This is a genomic window from Klebsiella sp. WP3-W18-ESBL-02 (assembly GCF_014168815.1).
Lineage (GTDB): Bacteria > Pseudomonadota > Gammaproteobacteria > Enterobacterales > Enterobacteriaceae > Kluyvera > Kluyvera ascorbata_B.
Genome location: NZ_AP021972.1, coordinates 2,843,924 through 2,857,929 on the forward strand (window position 1 = coordinate 2,843,924; position 14,006 = coordinate 2,857,929).

General features: G+C 56.0%; 12 protein-coding genes. 6 read left to right on the forward strand and 6 right to left on the reverse strand.

Translation table 11 applies throughout. The annotated features are described in order from the left end of the window. Positions 1 to 151: 151 nt before the first annotated feature. Positions 152 to 1,327, reverse strand: a complete 1,176-nt coding sequence (locus H7R56_RS13635) for a methyl-accepting chemotaxis protein (RefSeq protein ID WP_106928940.1) — start codon at positions 1,325 to 1,327, stop codon at positions 152 to 154. A 376-nt stretch (positions 1,328 to 1,703) separates the two neighbouring features. On the opposite strand from H7R56_RS13635, the gene H7R56_RS13640 reads away from it, so the two are divergent. Both H7R56_RS13640 and H7R56_RS13645 read left to right on the forward strand, forming a co-directional pair. Continuing rightward, a complete protein-coding gene (locus H7R56_RS13640) occupies positions 1,704 to 3,848 on the forward strand; it encodes a putative bifunctional diguanylate cyclase/phosphodiesterase (RefSeq protein WP_106928942.1) in 2,145 nt (714 codons plus the stop codon). 169 nt (positions 3,849 to 4,017) lie between these two features. After that, on the forward strand, positions 4,018 to 5,007 hold the full coding sequence (locus H7R56_RS13645; protein ID WP_106928943.1) for an aldo/keto reductase: 990 nt from the start codon (positions 4,018 to 4,020) through the stop codon (positions 5,005 to 5,007). A 43-nt stretch (positions 5,008 to 5,050) separates the two neighbouring features. Here H7R56_RS13645 and H7R56_RS13650 read toward each other — a convergent pair whose 3' ends face one another. Next, a complete protein-coding gene (locus H7R56_RS13650) occupies positions 5,051 to 5,416 on the reverse strand; it encodes a hypothetical protein (protein ID WP_146145729.1) in 366 nt (121 codons plus the stop codon). 158 nt (positions 5,417 to 5,574) lie between these two features. Between H7R56_RS13650 and bdcA the strand changes: the two genes are divergently transcribed. Both bdcA and H7R56_RS13660 read left to right on the forward strand, forming a co-directional pair. Next, positions 5,575 to 6,288, forward strand: coding sequence for an SDR family oxidoreductase (bdcA, locus tag H7R56_RS13655; protein ID WP_106928947.1), 714 nt, complete (start codon positions 5,575 to 5,577; stop codon positions 6,286 to 6,288). Positions 6,289 to 6,412: 124 nt separating this feature from the next. Further along, positions 6,413 to 6,982: a DJ-1/PfpI family protein gene (locus H7R56_RS13660; protein ID WP_106928949.1), complete on the forward strand. Its 570-nt coding sequence runs from the start codon at positions 6,413 to 6,415 to the stop codon at positions 6,980 to 6,982. A gap of 44 nt (positions 6,983 to 7,026) precedes the next feature. Here H7R56_RS13660 and H7R56_RS13665 read toward each other — a convergent pair whose 3' ends face one another. Continuing rightward, positions 7,027 to 8,643, reverse strand: coding sequence for a peptide ABC transporter substrate-binding protein (locus H7R56_RS13665; RefSeq protein WP_106928951.1), 1,617 nt, complete (start codon positions 8,641 to 8,643; stop codon positions 7,027 to 7,029). Between the two features lie 192 nt (positions 8,644 to 8,835). On the opposite strand from H7R56_RS13665, the gene mpaA reads away from it, so the two are divergent. Continuing rightward, the gene (gene mpaA, locus H7R56_RS13670; RefSeq protein WP_106928953.1) at positions 8,836 to 9,555 is read left to right on the forward strand and encodes a murein tripeptide amidase MpaA; all 720 of its coding nucleotides are present in this window, start codon (positions 8,836 to 8,838) and stop codon (positions 9,553 to 9,555) included. Here mpaA and ycjG read toward each other — a convergent pair. Then, positions 9,546 to 10,511, reverse strand: coding sequence for an L-Ala-D/L-Glu epimerase (gene ycjG / locus H7R56_RS13675; protein ID WP_106928955.1), 966 nt, complete (start codon positions 10,509 to 10,511; stop codon positions 9,546 to 9,548). The genes mpaA and ycjG overlap by 10 nt on opposite strands. A 100-nt stretch (positions 10,512 to 10,611) precedes the next feature. On the opposite strand from ycjG, the gene tpx reads away from it, so the two are divergent. After that, complete coding sequence (tpx, locus tag H7R56_RS13680) at positions 10,612 to 11,118, forward strand: thiol peroxidase (protein ID WP_106928957.1); 507 nt, start codon at positions 10,612 to 10,614, stop codon at positions 11,116 to 11,118. Positions 11,119 to 11,163: 45 nt separating this feature from the next. Here the strand turns inward: tpx and H7R56_RS13685 are convergent, their stop codons facing one another. Both H7R56_RS13685 and H7R56_RS13690 read right to left on the reverse strand, forming a co-directional pair. Then, entirely contained in the window at positions 11,164 to 12,039 is an 876-nt protein-coding gene (locus H7R56_RS13685; RefSeq protein ID WP_106928959.1) for an AraC family transcriptional regulator, read from the reverse strand. Between the two features lie 300 nt (positions 12,040 to 12,339). Continuing rightward, positions 12,340 to 14,001: a hypothetical protein gene (locus tag H7R56_RS13690; protein ID WP_146145730.1), complete on the reverse strand. Its 1,662-nt coding sequence runs from the start codon at positions 13,999 to 14,001 to the stop codon at positions 12,340 to 12,342. Positions 14,002 to 14,006 lie beyond the last annotated feature (5 nt).

The window sequence follows — 14,006 nt, forward strand, 5'->3', positions numbered from 1 at the left end:
CCGCTCTTTATCCTGATAGTCTAGCCATCTCGCTTTGTTAAGCAACTTGTGACTGCGCCATGGCGCTGAAATCGTTCATAAAAGCGGCAGTGAGTGGGCGTAAGGCAAAAAAAACCCGGCATCTCTGCCGGGGTGAGGGAAGCAAAACGGGTTAAAACGATTGCCAGAAATTCTGCTCGCTGCTGCCCGCCACCGCAGGCTGTAGCGGTTGACCTACGATGGCCGGGCGTGGAGATGCAGCCTGCTGTTCGTCACCAACGCGGAAATTCTGCGTCCGCGACTGTAGCTCAATAACCTGACGTTTCAGAATATCCGACGATCTCGCCAGCTCTTCGACCACCGTAATATTGCTTTGCGTGACGGTCTCGAGCTCATTCAGCGCCAGGGTTATCTGGTCGATACCTTTTTCCTGCTCGGACGTCGACACCGCAATCTGCTCCATCAGACCGTTCAGCTCGCCAGAGCCGGTCACGATCTCCTGCATATTTTTCTCCGCCTCGGCGACAATACTTGCCCCCTGGGTGACGTTTTCGCTGGTGACATTGATCAAGGTCTTGATGCTCTTCGCCGCTTCCGCGCTGCGGTGCGCCAGATTACGCACTTCACCGGCCACCACCGAGAATCCTTTTCCGTGGTCGCCCGCCCTCGCCGCCTCAACCGCCGCGTTCAGCGCCAGAATATTGGTCTGGAAGGCAATACCGTCAATCATGGCGATAATTTCCGTCATCTGCCGGGCGCAGTCGGTAATAGACTGCATATTGGTCGCCACTTCCCCCATCAGCGCGCCGCCTTTGCGGGCGCACTGGGTTGCGTCACCCGCGCGCTCGCTGGCCAGCCGCGTATGCTCGGCGTTATTTTTGGTACTGGCGGCAATTTGTTCCATGCTCGCGGCGGTTTCCATCAGCGTGGCCGACTGCTGTTCCGTTTTTACCGACAGTTCACCGCTGCGGGTCGCCAGCTGTTCAGACAACGTCATCGCCGTGTCTGACGAACTGCGTATTTCGGCGACCAGCGTCGAGATATTATTCGATAAGTTATTGATCCCCGGAATTAAGCGGCCTGCACAGTTATTGCCAAAGACCGGAATACGTACCGACAGGTTGCCATCATTGACTTCATCTATACTGCGTTTCACCGCATTGATAGGCGTGACCAGATATTTGGTCATATACAGCCACAGCAAGGCGATCGCTGCCACCCATATAATATTAATAGCCAAAAGCAAGAATATATTTTTAGACAATATAAGGCAGATCACATCCGCAATAAAAAATACCGCCAAAATAAACACCAGGATAAACGTTCGGACGCTAATGTTTTTAAACATAAATTCCCCTCAACGCTCGTTGTGTCATTTTGTTATATCACCAGAAGATGTATTTTCCAGACTCTTTTAAATATTTTCATCACTTTAACCGTTAGCTGTGCGAGTTTCACTTTTTTCAGCGCATTATCTCAACCAAAGCAAAACTTATTACCACAGCCACCAGAAAATAGATTAACTCCATAGAAAGCAAGCACAATATAATGCCCGACGCTGTATTATTCACTGTCATTTCACCGTGTTTAAGCCCTGCTTAATTAATTTCTAAAGGTATCTAATCCGTGAAAAAAAACGGATTTTGATAGTTATTTTTCTGGATAAAATTCGGATTATGCTGATAGATTAAATAGAACCCACTTTATGAAAAGGTATGGATTGCATGATGCTGCACGCTTCGTGGGACCCGATACTGGTCGGTATTTCATTTTTGGTGGCATTCATCGCATCTTTCGTTGCGCTTGATAGTGCTGCAAAAATCGCTGCTTCAAATAAGAAAGCGGCTATCTTCTGGCGCATAACCGGTGGCGCCACGCTCGGCATTGGTATCTGGTCAATGCATTTTATCGGCATGCTGGCGATGAAAATGTCGATGCCCATGAGCTATCACCTGGGGCTCACGGTTATTTCGCTGCTGGCCGCGATTATTGCATCATCGCTGGCCATTAATATTGCCGTTGCCGGTAACACGCTATCGCTTAAGCGGTTGTGTATTGCCACCGCGCTGCTGAGCAGCGGCGTCGTGACCATGCACTATGTGGGCATGGCGGCACTGATGGCTCACGATGAAATAACCTGGAGCATTCCGCTGATTATCGTCTCGGTGGTGATAGCCATTGTCGCCTCCTGCGTCGCCCTGTGGCTGGCGTTCAGCCTGCGACTGAACAGCAAAGGCGTCCTGCTGACGCGCATTGGTGCAGCGCTGGCGATGGGGATAGCGATTGCCGCCATGCACTATACCGGCATGAGCGCCGCCACCTTTACCGGGCATGGCCACATCATGGTAAGCCATACGGCGATGGTCAGCGAAGAAGGCCTGTCTATTTGGGTCTCCGTCACCACGCTGCTGCTGCTGGGGCTGATGCTGATGATTTCCATGGTCGACTCTCAGGTCCGCACCACGCGGCTTACCGAAAACCTGCAGTGTTTGAACCAGCAGCTTGAACAGCAGGCCCGCTACGATGGTCTGACTGGCCTTGCCAACCGCAGCCAGATCGATATGCGTCTGCTGGCCTGCCTGCACCAGGCTCGGCTGGCGGGTAGCACTTTTGCTCTGGTGCTGATGGATCTTGATCGTTTTAAACTGGTCAACGACGCCTGGGGGCATCACGTTGGGGATAATCTACTGGTCTCCGTTGCCAACCGTATGAGCGCCTGCCTGACGCCTAAAATGACCCTTGCCCGTATCGGCGGCGATGAATTTATTCTGCTGGCCCCCGACAGCACCGAAGCCGAGATTGCCGATATCTGTACGCGCATGGTCGAAAGCATCCGGCGGCCGTTTTATCACTCCGGGCAGATTCTGCAAATATCGCTGAGCGTCGGCATCAGCCTGTACCCGGGTCACGGCGAAACGCCGCAGGATTTGAAGCTTTCTGCCGATACAGCGATGTATCACGTGAAGCACAATGGTCGCAACGGCTGGGTGTTTTATCATGAGTCGATGCTCGACAGCACATGGCAAGGCGCGCACTTCTTGCAGGACCTGACCCAAGCGCTGGAGCGCGGCCAGTTTGAGTTGTGGTATCAGCCCAAATATCATGTCAATGAAAAGCGCATTTACGGTTTTGAAGCGCTGCTGCGCTGGCGCCACCCGAAAAAAGGCATCCTGCTGCCGGAAGTGTTCCTCTCGACGCTGCAAAACACCGGGCTCATTGTACCGGTGGGTAACTGGATCCTGGAACAAGCCAGCGCGCAGCTGCATAAATGGAGTCTTGCCGGGCACGATGACTGGACGCTGTCGATTAACATTTCCCCGGTGCAGTTTGAGCAGCAGAACTTCTATGAACTGGTTTGCGACACGCTGGTCCGCCATCGCGTCTCGCCAACGCGCTTAACGCTCGAACTCGCCGAAACCGCAGCGCTGCACGGATTTGATCGCAGCGTTCAGATCTTTCACGATTTCTGCCGTATCGGTATCACGATCTCAATTGATAACTTCGGCGTCGGTTATTCCAACATGCTGGCGCTGCAGGACCTCCCTGCCGGAGAGCTGAAAATTGATAGAAGCTTTATGAAAGACATGCGGGAAAACAGCAAACATATCAAAATCGTCTCCACGATTATCTCGATTGCGCATTCGATGAATATGGCCGTCGTGGCGGAGGGCGTAGAAACGCAGGAACAGCAGCGCATTCTCACCGGGCTGGGCTGCGATGCGCTACAGGGCTTCTGGTTCTCCGATCCGGTCCCGGCAGAAGATATTGAAGTGATGCTCAATAATCTCCCGCTCAGCGGCGAGCTGAATGCCCCCGCCGCGCTGCGCCGCGATATCTCCTCTTCCGCCGGGAAGAAAAAGCACGCCTGAACGCCGATGGCCGGCAGGTCTGGCCATCGGTTATGAATAAAATTCATTAAGCTTATCGAATTAGACCCTCTGATAAAATAAATCCACCCGCGCTATTCTCTGCTCACACAAGACAGCCCGCAGCACCCTCGCCCGGCGGGCCGCCGTTTCACGTATTGAGGAGCTTGATATGCAACAACGCACTCTTGGCCGTTCCGGCCTCACCATTTCCGCGCTTGGCCTAGGTTGCATGGGGCTGAGCCACGGCTATGGCCCGGCAACGAACACGCATGAAGCTATCGCATTAATTCGCGCTGCCGTCGAACGCGGCGTGACGTTCTTCGATACTGCCGAAGTTTATGGCCCTTATGTCAACGAAGACGTGGTCGGTGAGGCGCTGAAACCGTTTCGTGAACGTGTGGTCATTGCCACCAAGTTCGGATTCACATTCGGCAATGATAACAAACAACAGATCTTAAACAGTCGTCCGGAGCATATCCGCCAAGCGGTAGAAGGCTCGCTGCGCCGCCTGAAAACAGAGACCATCGACCTGCTTTATCAGCATCGCGTCGATCCGAATGTGCCGATTGAAGAGGTGGCGGGCGCCGTCAAAGACCTGATTGCCGAAGGTAAGGTGAAACACTTCGGCCTGTCTGAGGCCGGTGCACAAACCATTCGCCGCGCGCATGCCGTACAGCCGGTCGCGGCGTTACAGAGCGAATACTCTATGTGGTGGCGCGAGCCTGAAGAGGAAATCATTCCGTTACTGGAAGAGCTCGGAATCGGATTTGTGCCGTTCAGCCCGCTGGGAAAAGGTTTCCTGACCGGGGCGATTAACGCCAGCACCGCTTTTGGCAGCGACGATTTTCGCAGCCAGGTGCCCCGTTTTCAGGCCGATGCGCTGGCCGCTAACGCGCAGCTGATAACCGTACTGGGCGCGCTGGCCGCCGAACGTCAGGCGACGCCCGCGCAGATTGCGCTTGCCTGGCTGCTGGCGCAAAAACCGTGGATTGTGCCGATTCCCGGCACCACAAAACGGTACAGGCTGGAGGAAAACCTCGGCGCGGTGGATATCCAACTGACCGCCGATGAACGCCAGCAAATCACCCGTGCGCTGGACGCCGTGAAGATAGTCGGTGACCGTTACCCGGCGGCGCTTCAGGCACGCGTAGGGCGATAACCACGGCAGCCCGGAGACGATACTCTCGTCATGCCGGGCTATCTCAGCGCGCCCCGCGTTCGAGGTATGCCAGAGTAAATGTCTGATAATCGCGCGCATCCACCCGCTCTTCCACACCGTGACACCGTAACCGATTGGTCGATTCACCTAGCGAATGTCGCTCATATTTCTCCACCACTGAACACTCTTCCAGCCAGCGTTTGCCCAGCGACACTTCATCCTCCCGGATCCCCGGCATCAATACCAACACCACCAGCAACGCAAACGCCGCGGCAGTAGAAAGCCAGGTGGTCAATAGCACGGAAATCGGGAAATTGAATTTTGCGAAAAGATAGCTTGCCAGCAACAGCAGCAAAAGAATGGCGAGCAACACTTTGCCAAAGATCATGATATCAGATGCATAGATCATCTCAGTTTGCCCGCAGCCAGAATTGGAAAATTGCTTGAGCAAGTATAGCAGCGGCGGCGGCAAATGGAGCGCTACGCAAGCAGCTATACTCCTTGCTGGCAGCGCGGTCTGCCGCACGTCATCATCATCGTCGCATCATCTGCATGAGGGTCGATTCTATGTCTGTCTTTCAGAATAAATCCGTACTGGTTTTAGGCGGCAGCCGCGGCATCGGCGCGGCCATCGTCAGGCGCTTTGCCGCCGAGGGCGCGGCGGTCACGTTCAGCTATGCTGGCTCACGAGAAGCCGCCGAACGGCTGGCGGCAGAAACGGGCAGCACTGCCGTAGTGGCGGATAGCGCTGACCGCGATGCGGTCATCAAACTGGTAGGCGATTGCGGTCCGCTGGATATTGTGGTGATTAACGCGGGTATCATTATTTTCGGTGATGCGTTAGAGCAAGACAGCGACGCCATCGACCGCCTGTTCCGGATTAACATCCATGCGCCCTATCATGCTGCGGTGGAAGCCGCCCGCCTCATGCCCGACGGCGGGCGGATTATTGTGATTGGTTCAGTCAATGGCGACCGAATGCCCCTTCCCGGCCTGGCCGCCTATGCGGTGAGTAAATCGGCGCTACAGGGGTTGGCTCGCGGGCTGGCGCGCGATTTTGGCCCGCGCGGTATCACGGTGAACGTGGTGCAGCCGGGGCCGATTGACACCGACGCCAATCCGGAATCCGGCCCGCTAAAAGAGCTGATGCACAGCTTTATGGCGCTGAAACGCCACGGACGCCCGGAAGAAGTCGCCGGGATGGTGGCCTGGCTCGCGGGGCCTGAAGCAGCATTTGTTACCGGCGCGATGCACACCATCGACGGCGCATTCGGTGCCTGACGCTGTCCTCGCCGTCTACCGCGCGGGCTCTCGTCATATCCGTGATGCAGCGCGCGGTTTGCGGTTCGCTATCCCTTCACCGCCAGGCTATATCTTAAACATCTTGATTTCTTGAGGGTAGATTATGGTTGGCAAGAAAATTCTCATGCTGGTTGGTGATTATGCGGAAGATTATGAAACCATGGTGCCATTTCAGGCGCTGCAGATGATTGGCCATCAGGTTGATGCGGTCTGTCCGGATAAGCCGAAAGGCGATTACATTATGACGGCGATCCACGATTTTGACGGTGCCCAAACCTACAGCGAAAAGCCCGGCCACCGCTTTGTGCTGAACGCCGATTTTGCCTCGGCAAACGCGCAGGATTATGACGCCCTGCTGATCCCCGGCGGACGTGCGCCCGAGTATCTGCGCCTCAATGAGCAGGTGATTAAGCTGGTGCAGGACTTCGATGCAGCCAACAAGCCGATTGCCGCCGTGTGCCACGGCCCACAGCTGCTGGCAGCCGCTGGCGTATTAAAGGGCCGTACCTGTAGCGCCTATCCCGCCTGCGCGCCGGAAGTCAGGCTTAGCGGCGGTCAGTATGCCGACATTGGTATCGATCAGGCGCACGTGGACGGTAATCTGGTGACGGCTCCTGCCTGGCCCGCGCACCCACAGTGGCTGGCCAGGTTCGCAGAGGTGTTGCAGCGGTAAGAGAAGAAAGACCGCTGGCGCAGTTCACTGCGCCAGCGAAGAGGTTAGTGCTTGATAATATACATCGTGCGCGTATAGGCCACGTCTTCCGGATTGGTGATCGGGTATCCTTTCACCCAAGGCTTAATTAAGCGCCCGTTGGTATACTGGTAAATCGGCGCAATCGGCGCTTTTTCCGCCAGAATTTTCTCGGCCATGTTGTAATCGGCGTTACGCGCCTCGGCGCTGCTCTCCAGGCTGGCCTGGCGAATCACCTTGTCATACGCCGCATCGTTAAAGCGTGCGATATTGCCGCTGTTGGTTGAGGTGAGCAACGACAAGAAAGTCGACGGCTCGTTGTAGTCTCCAACCCACGACGCGCGGATCACATCGAAGTTGCCGGTGTTGCGGCTGTCGATATAGGTTTTCCATTCCTGATTTTGCAGCTTCACGTCGACGCCCAGATTTTTCTTCCACATCGACGCCACGGCAATGGCAATCTTCTGGTGAACTTCCTGGGTGTTATACAGCAGCGTCAGCTTCAGCGGGCGATTCGGACCGTAGCCTGCGGCCTGTAGCAACATTTTGGCCTGCGCGTTCAGCTCGGCCTGGCTACTCTCTTCCAGCGCCGACGGTTGCGGCTTAAAGCCTGCCGTGACATCCGGAGTAAAGCGCCACGCCGGTTTTTCACCGGTTCCCAGCACTTTATCGGCGATAATGCGCCGATCGATGCTCATGCTGAGCGCCAGACGCACGCGCGCATCGGCGGTCGGCCCCTTCTGGGTGTTAAAAGCGTAGTAGTAAGTTCCCAGCTGTGGGGGCGTAAAGACCTGGCCCGGCAGCTCTTTTTTCAGCTTCTGATACAGGTTTTTCGGGAAAGATTCAGTGATATCAATATCCCCGGCCTGATAGCGTTTAGTGGCGGCTGACTCCTGGTTAATCGGCATAAAGGTGACTTTCTGGATCACCGTTTTGCCGTTATCCCAGTAATGCTTATTCGGCACCAGCTCCAGCTTTTCGTTAACCACACGATCGGCCAGCACGTAGGCGCCGTTGCCCACCAGTTTGCCCGGACGCGTCCAGTTTTTATCGCTGTCAACGGCGGCTTTATTGACCGGATAGAGCGAGAAGTTAGCGGTCAGGTTGACGAACCACGGCAGCGGTTTGTCGAGCTGCACGCGCAGCGTATGGGTATCAACCGCCGTCACGCCCAGCGTTTCAGGCTTCGCTTTACCATCGATGATGTCCTGCGCGTTCATGATCCCCGCCAGTGCGGCAAACCAGGCAAACGGCGAGGTGGTTTTCGGATCGACCAGACGCTGCCAGCTGTAAACGAAGTCCTGCGCGGTGACCGGCGTGCCGTCCGACCATTTCGCATCACTGCGCAGGGTAAAGGTCCAGGTTTTCTGATCGTTCGTTTGCCAGCGGGCAGCCACGCCAGGAATGATATTGCCGTTAGCATCCTGGTTAACCAGGCCTTCAAACAGATCGCGAATAACCTGAATTTCCGGCAGCCCGACGGCTTTTGCCGGATCTAATGAAGCGGGTTCATCTTTAATATGGCGAACCAGCTCCTGCTGCTTCGCCAGCGTCGTCCCGGCAGGCACTTCCGCCGCCACGGCGACAGTACTCAGACCCACTAACAGCGCAGCACAGCAGGTCAAGGTGAAAGGATACTTCATGACATCCCCTTAAAAGTAGATAAACCCACACAACATAATGAAAATATTATTTGTTTCACTTGCCATAATTGCAAACGCCATGTCGCAGAAAGTTGATTTACACCGTCAATTCATATGCAGGAAACTATTTGATTCACGGCGAATTTTGCACAACACTGCACAATATCCCCTTTATGTATCAGGACTCACGCTATGGCTGCTACCCGCCCCCGCGCCCAGCGCGGCGCTTTCCCACCCGGGACACAACACTATGGCCGCTCGCTGCTGGGCGCGCCGCTGATCTGGTTCCCTGCGCCGCTGGCCGGGCCGCAGAGTGGCTTAATCATCGCAGGCACCCACGGGGATGAAAATTCCTCGGTGGTCACGCTCTCCTGCGCTCTGCGCACCCTGTCGCCGGATCTGCGTCGGCATCACGTGGTGCTGGCAGTCAATCCGGACGGCTGCCAGCTCGGACTGCGCGCCAACGCCAACGGCGTGGATCTGAATCGCAATTTCCCGGCGGCAAACTGGAAACAAGGGGAAACGGTATATCGCTGGAATAGCGCTGCGGAACAGCGCGACGTGGTATTGCTCACCGGCAGCCGCCCGGCCTCCGAGCCGGAAAGCCGCGCGCTATGTCAGTTGATTCACCAGATTAGCCCCGCGTGGGTGGTATCGTTCCACGACCCGCTGGCCTGCATTGAAGACACCCGCGGCAGCGAGCTGGGGCATTGGCTGGCGGACGCCTTCACTCTGCCGCTGGTCAGCAGCGTCGGCTACGAGACGCCCGGTTCATTCGGCAGCTGGTGCAACGATATAGGGCTGCACTGTATTACCGCCGAGTTCCCGCCCATCTCCTCAGACGAGGCCAGCGAGCGTTATCTGGCGGCGATGACCAGGCTGCTGCACTGGCAGCCGAAACCTCACAAATGAAGCTCACCGCAGGTAAAGCGTAGCGCCGGCTGCGCGTCGGCGGCGAGCCACGTGGGGCCGTCGAGATCGGCAAAACGTACCTGTGGTGCCAGCGGTAGCGCGGCGGCAATGGCCCGCGACGTGCAAAGCATACAGCCAAGCATCAGCGCAAAATTCTGCGCTTTTGCCTCGGCCGCCAGCGCCAGCGCTTCGGTCAACCCACCGGTTTTATCGAGTTTGATATTCACCATCTCATAGCGCCCGTGCAGCATCGACAGGTCTTCACGGGTATGGCAGCTTTCGTCAGCGCAGATCGGCAACGGGTGAATAAACGTCTCCAGCGCGTCATCTTCGCCCACCGGCAGCGGCTGCTCCAGCATGGCGACGCGCAGGTCCGCCAGCAGCTGGCAGCGTGCGGCCAGCCCCTCGCCGCGCCAGGACTCATTGGCATCGACAATCAGCGTCGCCTCCGGTACGGCTTCGCGAATCGCCACCATTCGCTCACAGATAAAATGATTGTCCAGCTTCACCTTCAGCAGCCTGGCGCCGCTGGCATACAGTGCCTTTGCGCTGGCGGCCATTTGTTCGGGCGTGCCGATCACCACCGTTTGCGCCGTCGTCACCGTGCCGGGCAGCGTGACGCCCAGCTGCTTGACGACGGAGCGACCGGCCAGTGCGCTTTCCAGATCCCACAACGCGCAGTCGACCGCATTGCGGGCGGCCCCGGCCGGCAGCAGTTGAGCAAGCTGTTCGCGGGTTATCCCGCGCTCCAGCTGCTCCCCGATGGTCATAATCTGCGCCATCACCGAGGCGATGCTCTCGCCATAGCGCGGGTACGGCGTGCACTCACCGACGCCTTTTACACCATCCTGCTCCAGTTCAACCACCACCACTTTTGCTTCGCTGCGGCTGCCGCGGGCAATCACAAAAGGCGTATGCAGCGGCCAGGCCTCTTCAAACACGCGCAGGTTTCTCATTTTGGCTCCTTTTATTCAGGCGTAAATAGGGTTTGCCGTGTTAACGTCTGTTGTCATACACTAGGGTTGACGTTAACTATATGTAAACAGGAAGATAATCATGTCGCAAACCGTACATTTCCAGGGCAATCCCGTTGCTGTTCAAGGTTCTATCCCACAGGCGGGCGATAAAGCTCAACCGTTTACGCTGGTGGCAAAAGATCTGTCCGACGTCACCCTGGGCCAGTTCGCTGGCAAACGTAAAGTTCTGAACATTTTCCCGAGCATCGATACCGGCGTATGCGCGGCATCCGTGCGTAAATTCAACCAGCTGGCTGGCGAACTGGAGAACACCGTTGTTCTGTGCGTGTCCGCTGACCTGCCGTTCGCCCAGTCTCGCTTCTGCGGCGCAGAAGGCCTGAGCAACGTCGTGACGCTGTCTACTCTGCGTGCGCCGGAATTCCTGCAGACCTACGGCGTCGGCATTGCCGATGGCGCGCTGAAAGGCCTGGCCGCTCGCGCGGTTGTCGTGATTGATGAGAACGACAACGTGGTATACAGCGAACTGGTGAACGAAATCACCAACGAGCCGGACTACGACGCTGCGCTGGCAGCGCTGAAAGCGTAATATTCTTGTCCTGACCGCACTGCGGTCAGGACAATTTCTTATCCCTCAGCCTCTTAGACTATATGATTTGCGGTACTGGAGGGGGGTTTTTGCCATATATTTTCGAAAACTGGTGATAAACCAGGCATATTCCGTAAATCCCGAGCGCTTCCCCACTTCCCTGACCGACAGGGTTGTATGCACGAGCAGTTCACAGGCATGGCGGATCCGCCTCATGATCAAATATTCCTGCAACGTACCGCCCGTTTCGCGACGAAAGCGCCTCGATGCATGCCCCTCCGAACAGCCCGATGCGGCAGCCAGCGCCTCCAGCGAGCAGTGCTCCTGAAAGTGTTCTTCAATCCAGCGAATAATACTGGCGGAAAACGCATTCTGCTCTGAATGCAGCGCATTCTCCAGTTCCTGCCCGGGCAGAAAGCTAATCAGTTGCATCAGCAACAGCGCGCTATCATTGATTGTGACCAGGCCATCATGCCCCAGACCGTCGAAGCGCTCGAGCAGCATTTCAATCATTGGCTGAATAGCAGAAACATCGAAAATACGTATTTTCTCACCGTAACTGCTCAACTGGCGCAGCAGTATCTGCAGCCGGGGAAAGTCACGAAAGAAAGGTTCCAGCAGAGTGCTATTGAAATGTAGCGTCGTACGGTGATATTGATTGTTCGCCCCTTGTTCAACATAAATTTTATGCACTCGCCCAGGCGGAAAAATAAATAGCCGCCCGGGTTTCACCGTAAACTGCTGATGTTCGGCGACGGCAATGCCAATACCCCGGGTAATAAAAAGCATTTCAGGGCATTCATGAAAATGATAATAATCAGCTGATGTATTTTTCATTCGATTGAAATAGATGGCCGTTTCATCAATTTCAAGGGTTTCCAATAGGGTGGCATCTTTTCCATAGCCGCGCGATGTCGCCATAGAACCTCAGTTCAGAGAAAGTAAATTTATCCGGGCTTACGCCTGGCCGCCCGTTCGAGACGACAATAGAATTGTCTTCGTGCTGACCAGGTTAAACCCAGAGACCCATCACATTAAATCAATCAATTAATGTTCCAGCCTCCTGCGTCCGTCAATATGATGATCTTGCTCACCCGCATGGTCATATTCAAATAGCCGCAGAAGCCCTTAAGCGAGTGATATAAAATCATCGTAATATAAAAGGAGGTGATAAATAGATTGATGACGCGTCGTGTATTTTATCGCCCCGCCAGAGGCAATTTATTCATTGTATTGTACCTGCCAGCTAACGGTGAACTCCGTTCGTTCGGCGCACGCGAGGCTGCCAACGATTTCCTGCGCCAGCGGGCCGGTCGGGCTACGTAGCGTGGTCGCCCGACGCTGGATCTGCGTATACCCTTGCAACCGGACCGGCGTGCTTTCAGCATAAACCGCCGCGATCAGCTCAATGCGCAGCGATCTACCCGGCGGACAGGTAAAGGTATCCTCGCGCGTCACGCTCCCGGGCGCGATCAGAAAGCGCGTCCTGCAACCGAATTCGGCGTCGCGCAGCGGTTCTTGCACCACCTCACCAGCTTCGGCGACCACGTCCAGCCCGTCATATTCGATAATAATTTCCCATCCCCCGGCGGTCTTTTGCTGCCGAGTACCGCGAAACCAGACCAGCGGACGCAGCACGCGGCCGCGCTCATCATAAATGCCGGGCACCCATAGCGGCGCATCGCCCTGCGCCACGCCGGTAAACAGCCCTTCACTGAACGGAATAGGGAAATAAGGCGACGTACCGTGGTAGGGGCGAGCACCGTTTATCAGCGGCAGCACAAAAGCACGCTGCCCGTCATACCACTGATACAGGCCGCGAGCATAGCGCGCTTCACGAAATGCGGTGAAGGTTAGCGCAAGCTGCGCCGGACGTGGCACTGACGCCGATGCGGCAGCTCGCGCGGACCAGACCTGCTGGACGTTCAGGTGCTGCACGCAAAGGCTAATATTCTCCCCGACCAGCCGATGCTCGGCACGATAGGCGTCGGTCTGACGGCCCTTAAACCACAAATTTACGCTCTGCTCATCCGGGTCATACCAGAAGCTCAGGAAGCGTTCGCTACAGGCCAGAGAAAACGCGCCTGCCGCCGCCAGTTCCTGCGCATTCAGCAACCCAAGACGCGCACTGACCGCCAGAATCTCATTAAAGGCACTGTCGCCATAGGCACCGATCGAACGTCCCCACTGGAAACCGCTACCATTATCGGTACACATCGACAGCACCAGCGTTGCCGCCTGGCGCAGCGACGCTTGTAACCAATCGGCGACCGGCAACCCGGTTTCGAGGTGGCGCTGGCAAATTTCCGCTACCAGCAGCACGCTGTAACGATCAAAGCGGCCATGCCCACGGGTTTCGTCACAACAGCCGTTCTCCGCGTGGGCGCGGTAATGCTCAAGGAGCCGCTGTAAGATTTCCTGCGATGCCCGTTCGCTTTCCCACCCCAGCAGGAACCTGAGCCGCGCCACGCTGAACGCAACGCCGTAGAAGTTAGTGGGAAAGCACGATTTCAGCTGCCACGTCGTCTCTTCGACCATCTCCTGCCAGTCTAGCTTACCACGCAGCACCGCGAGCTGCCCGGCGGTCAATACCTGTTCCAGCACCCTTTGTTGTTGCAGCCTCAGCAGCGCCTGGAGGAAATAATATTTGCCCCAGTTATCGCAAGGCGCACTCACCAGTTCAGGCCAAAGGCTTTCCCATTCCGCGCAACGCTCTGGAGACTGTTCAAGCAGCAGGCTCAACGCCAGCGAAAACTTCCCGCTAATATAGGGATCCCCCGCTAATGTTAATGTCTGAGCAAAGCTTTGTTGTTTATTCAGCGTTCGGGTTACGGTGCTATTTATTATCTGGTAAAGTCGACTGATAATTCGCGCTCTTGTCATTTTCG

What these genes read in the sequence shown, in the direction of transcription:
- H7R56_RS13635 (WP_106928940.1), bottom strand. Translation starts at nt 1,327, where the DNA reads ATGTTTAAAAACATTAGCGTCCGAACGTTTATCCTGGTGTTTATTTTG.
- H7R56_RS13640 (WP_106928942.1), top strand. Translation starts at nt 1,704, where the DNA reads ATGATGCTGCACGCTTCGTGGGACCCGATACTGGTCGGTATTTCATTT.
- H7R56_RS13645 (WP_106928943.1), top strand. Translation starts at nt 4,018, where the DNA reads ATGCAACAACGCACTCTTGGCCGTTCCGGCCTCACCATTTCCGCGCTT.
- H7R56_RS13650 (WP_146145729.1), bottom strand. Translation starts at nt 5,416, where the DNA reads ATGATCTATGCATCTGATATCATGATCTTTGGCAAAGTGTTGCTCGCC.
- bdcA (WP_106928947.1), top strand. Translation starts at nt 5,575, where the DNA reads ATGTCTGTCTTTCAGAATAAATCCGTACTGGTTTTAGGCGGCAGCCGC.
- H7R56_RS13660 (WP_106928949.1), top strand. Translation starts at nt 6,413, where the DNA reads ATGGTTGGCAAGAAAATTCTCATGCTGGTTGGTGATTATGCGGAAGAT.
- H7R56_RS13665 (WP_106928951.1), bottom strand. Translation starts at nt 8,643, where the DNA reads ATGAAGTATCCTTTCACCTTGACCTGCTGTGCTGCGCTGTTAGTGGGT.
- mpaA (WP_106928953.1), top strand. Translation starts at nt 8,836, where the DNA reads ATGGCTGCTACCCGCCCCCGCGCCCAGCGCGGCGCTTTCCCACCCGGG.
- ycjG (WP_106928955.1), bottom strand. Translation starts at nt 10,511, where the DNA reads ATGAGAAACCTGCGCGTGTTTGAAGAGGCCTGGCCGCTGCATACGCCT.
- tpx (WP_106928957.1), top strand. Translation starts at nt 10,612, where the DNA reads ATGTCGCAAACCGTACATTTCCAGGGCAATCCCGTTGCTGTTCAAGGT.
- H7R56_RS13685 (WP_106928959.1), bottom strand. Translation starts at nt 12,039, where the DNA reads ATGGCGACATCGCGCGGCTATGGAAAAGATGCCACCCTATTGGAAACC.
- H7R56_RS13690 (WP_146145730.1), bottom strand. Translation starts at nt 14,001, where the DNA reads ATGACAAGAGCGCGAATTATCAGTCGACTTTACCAGATAATAAATAGC.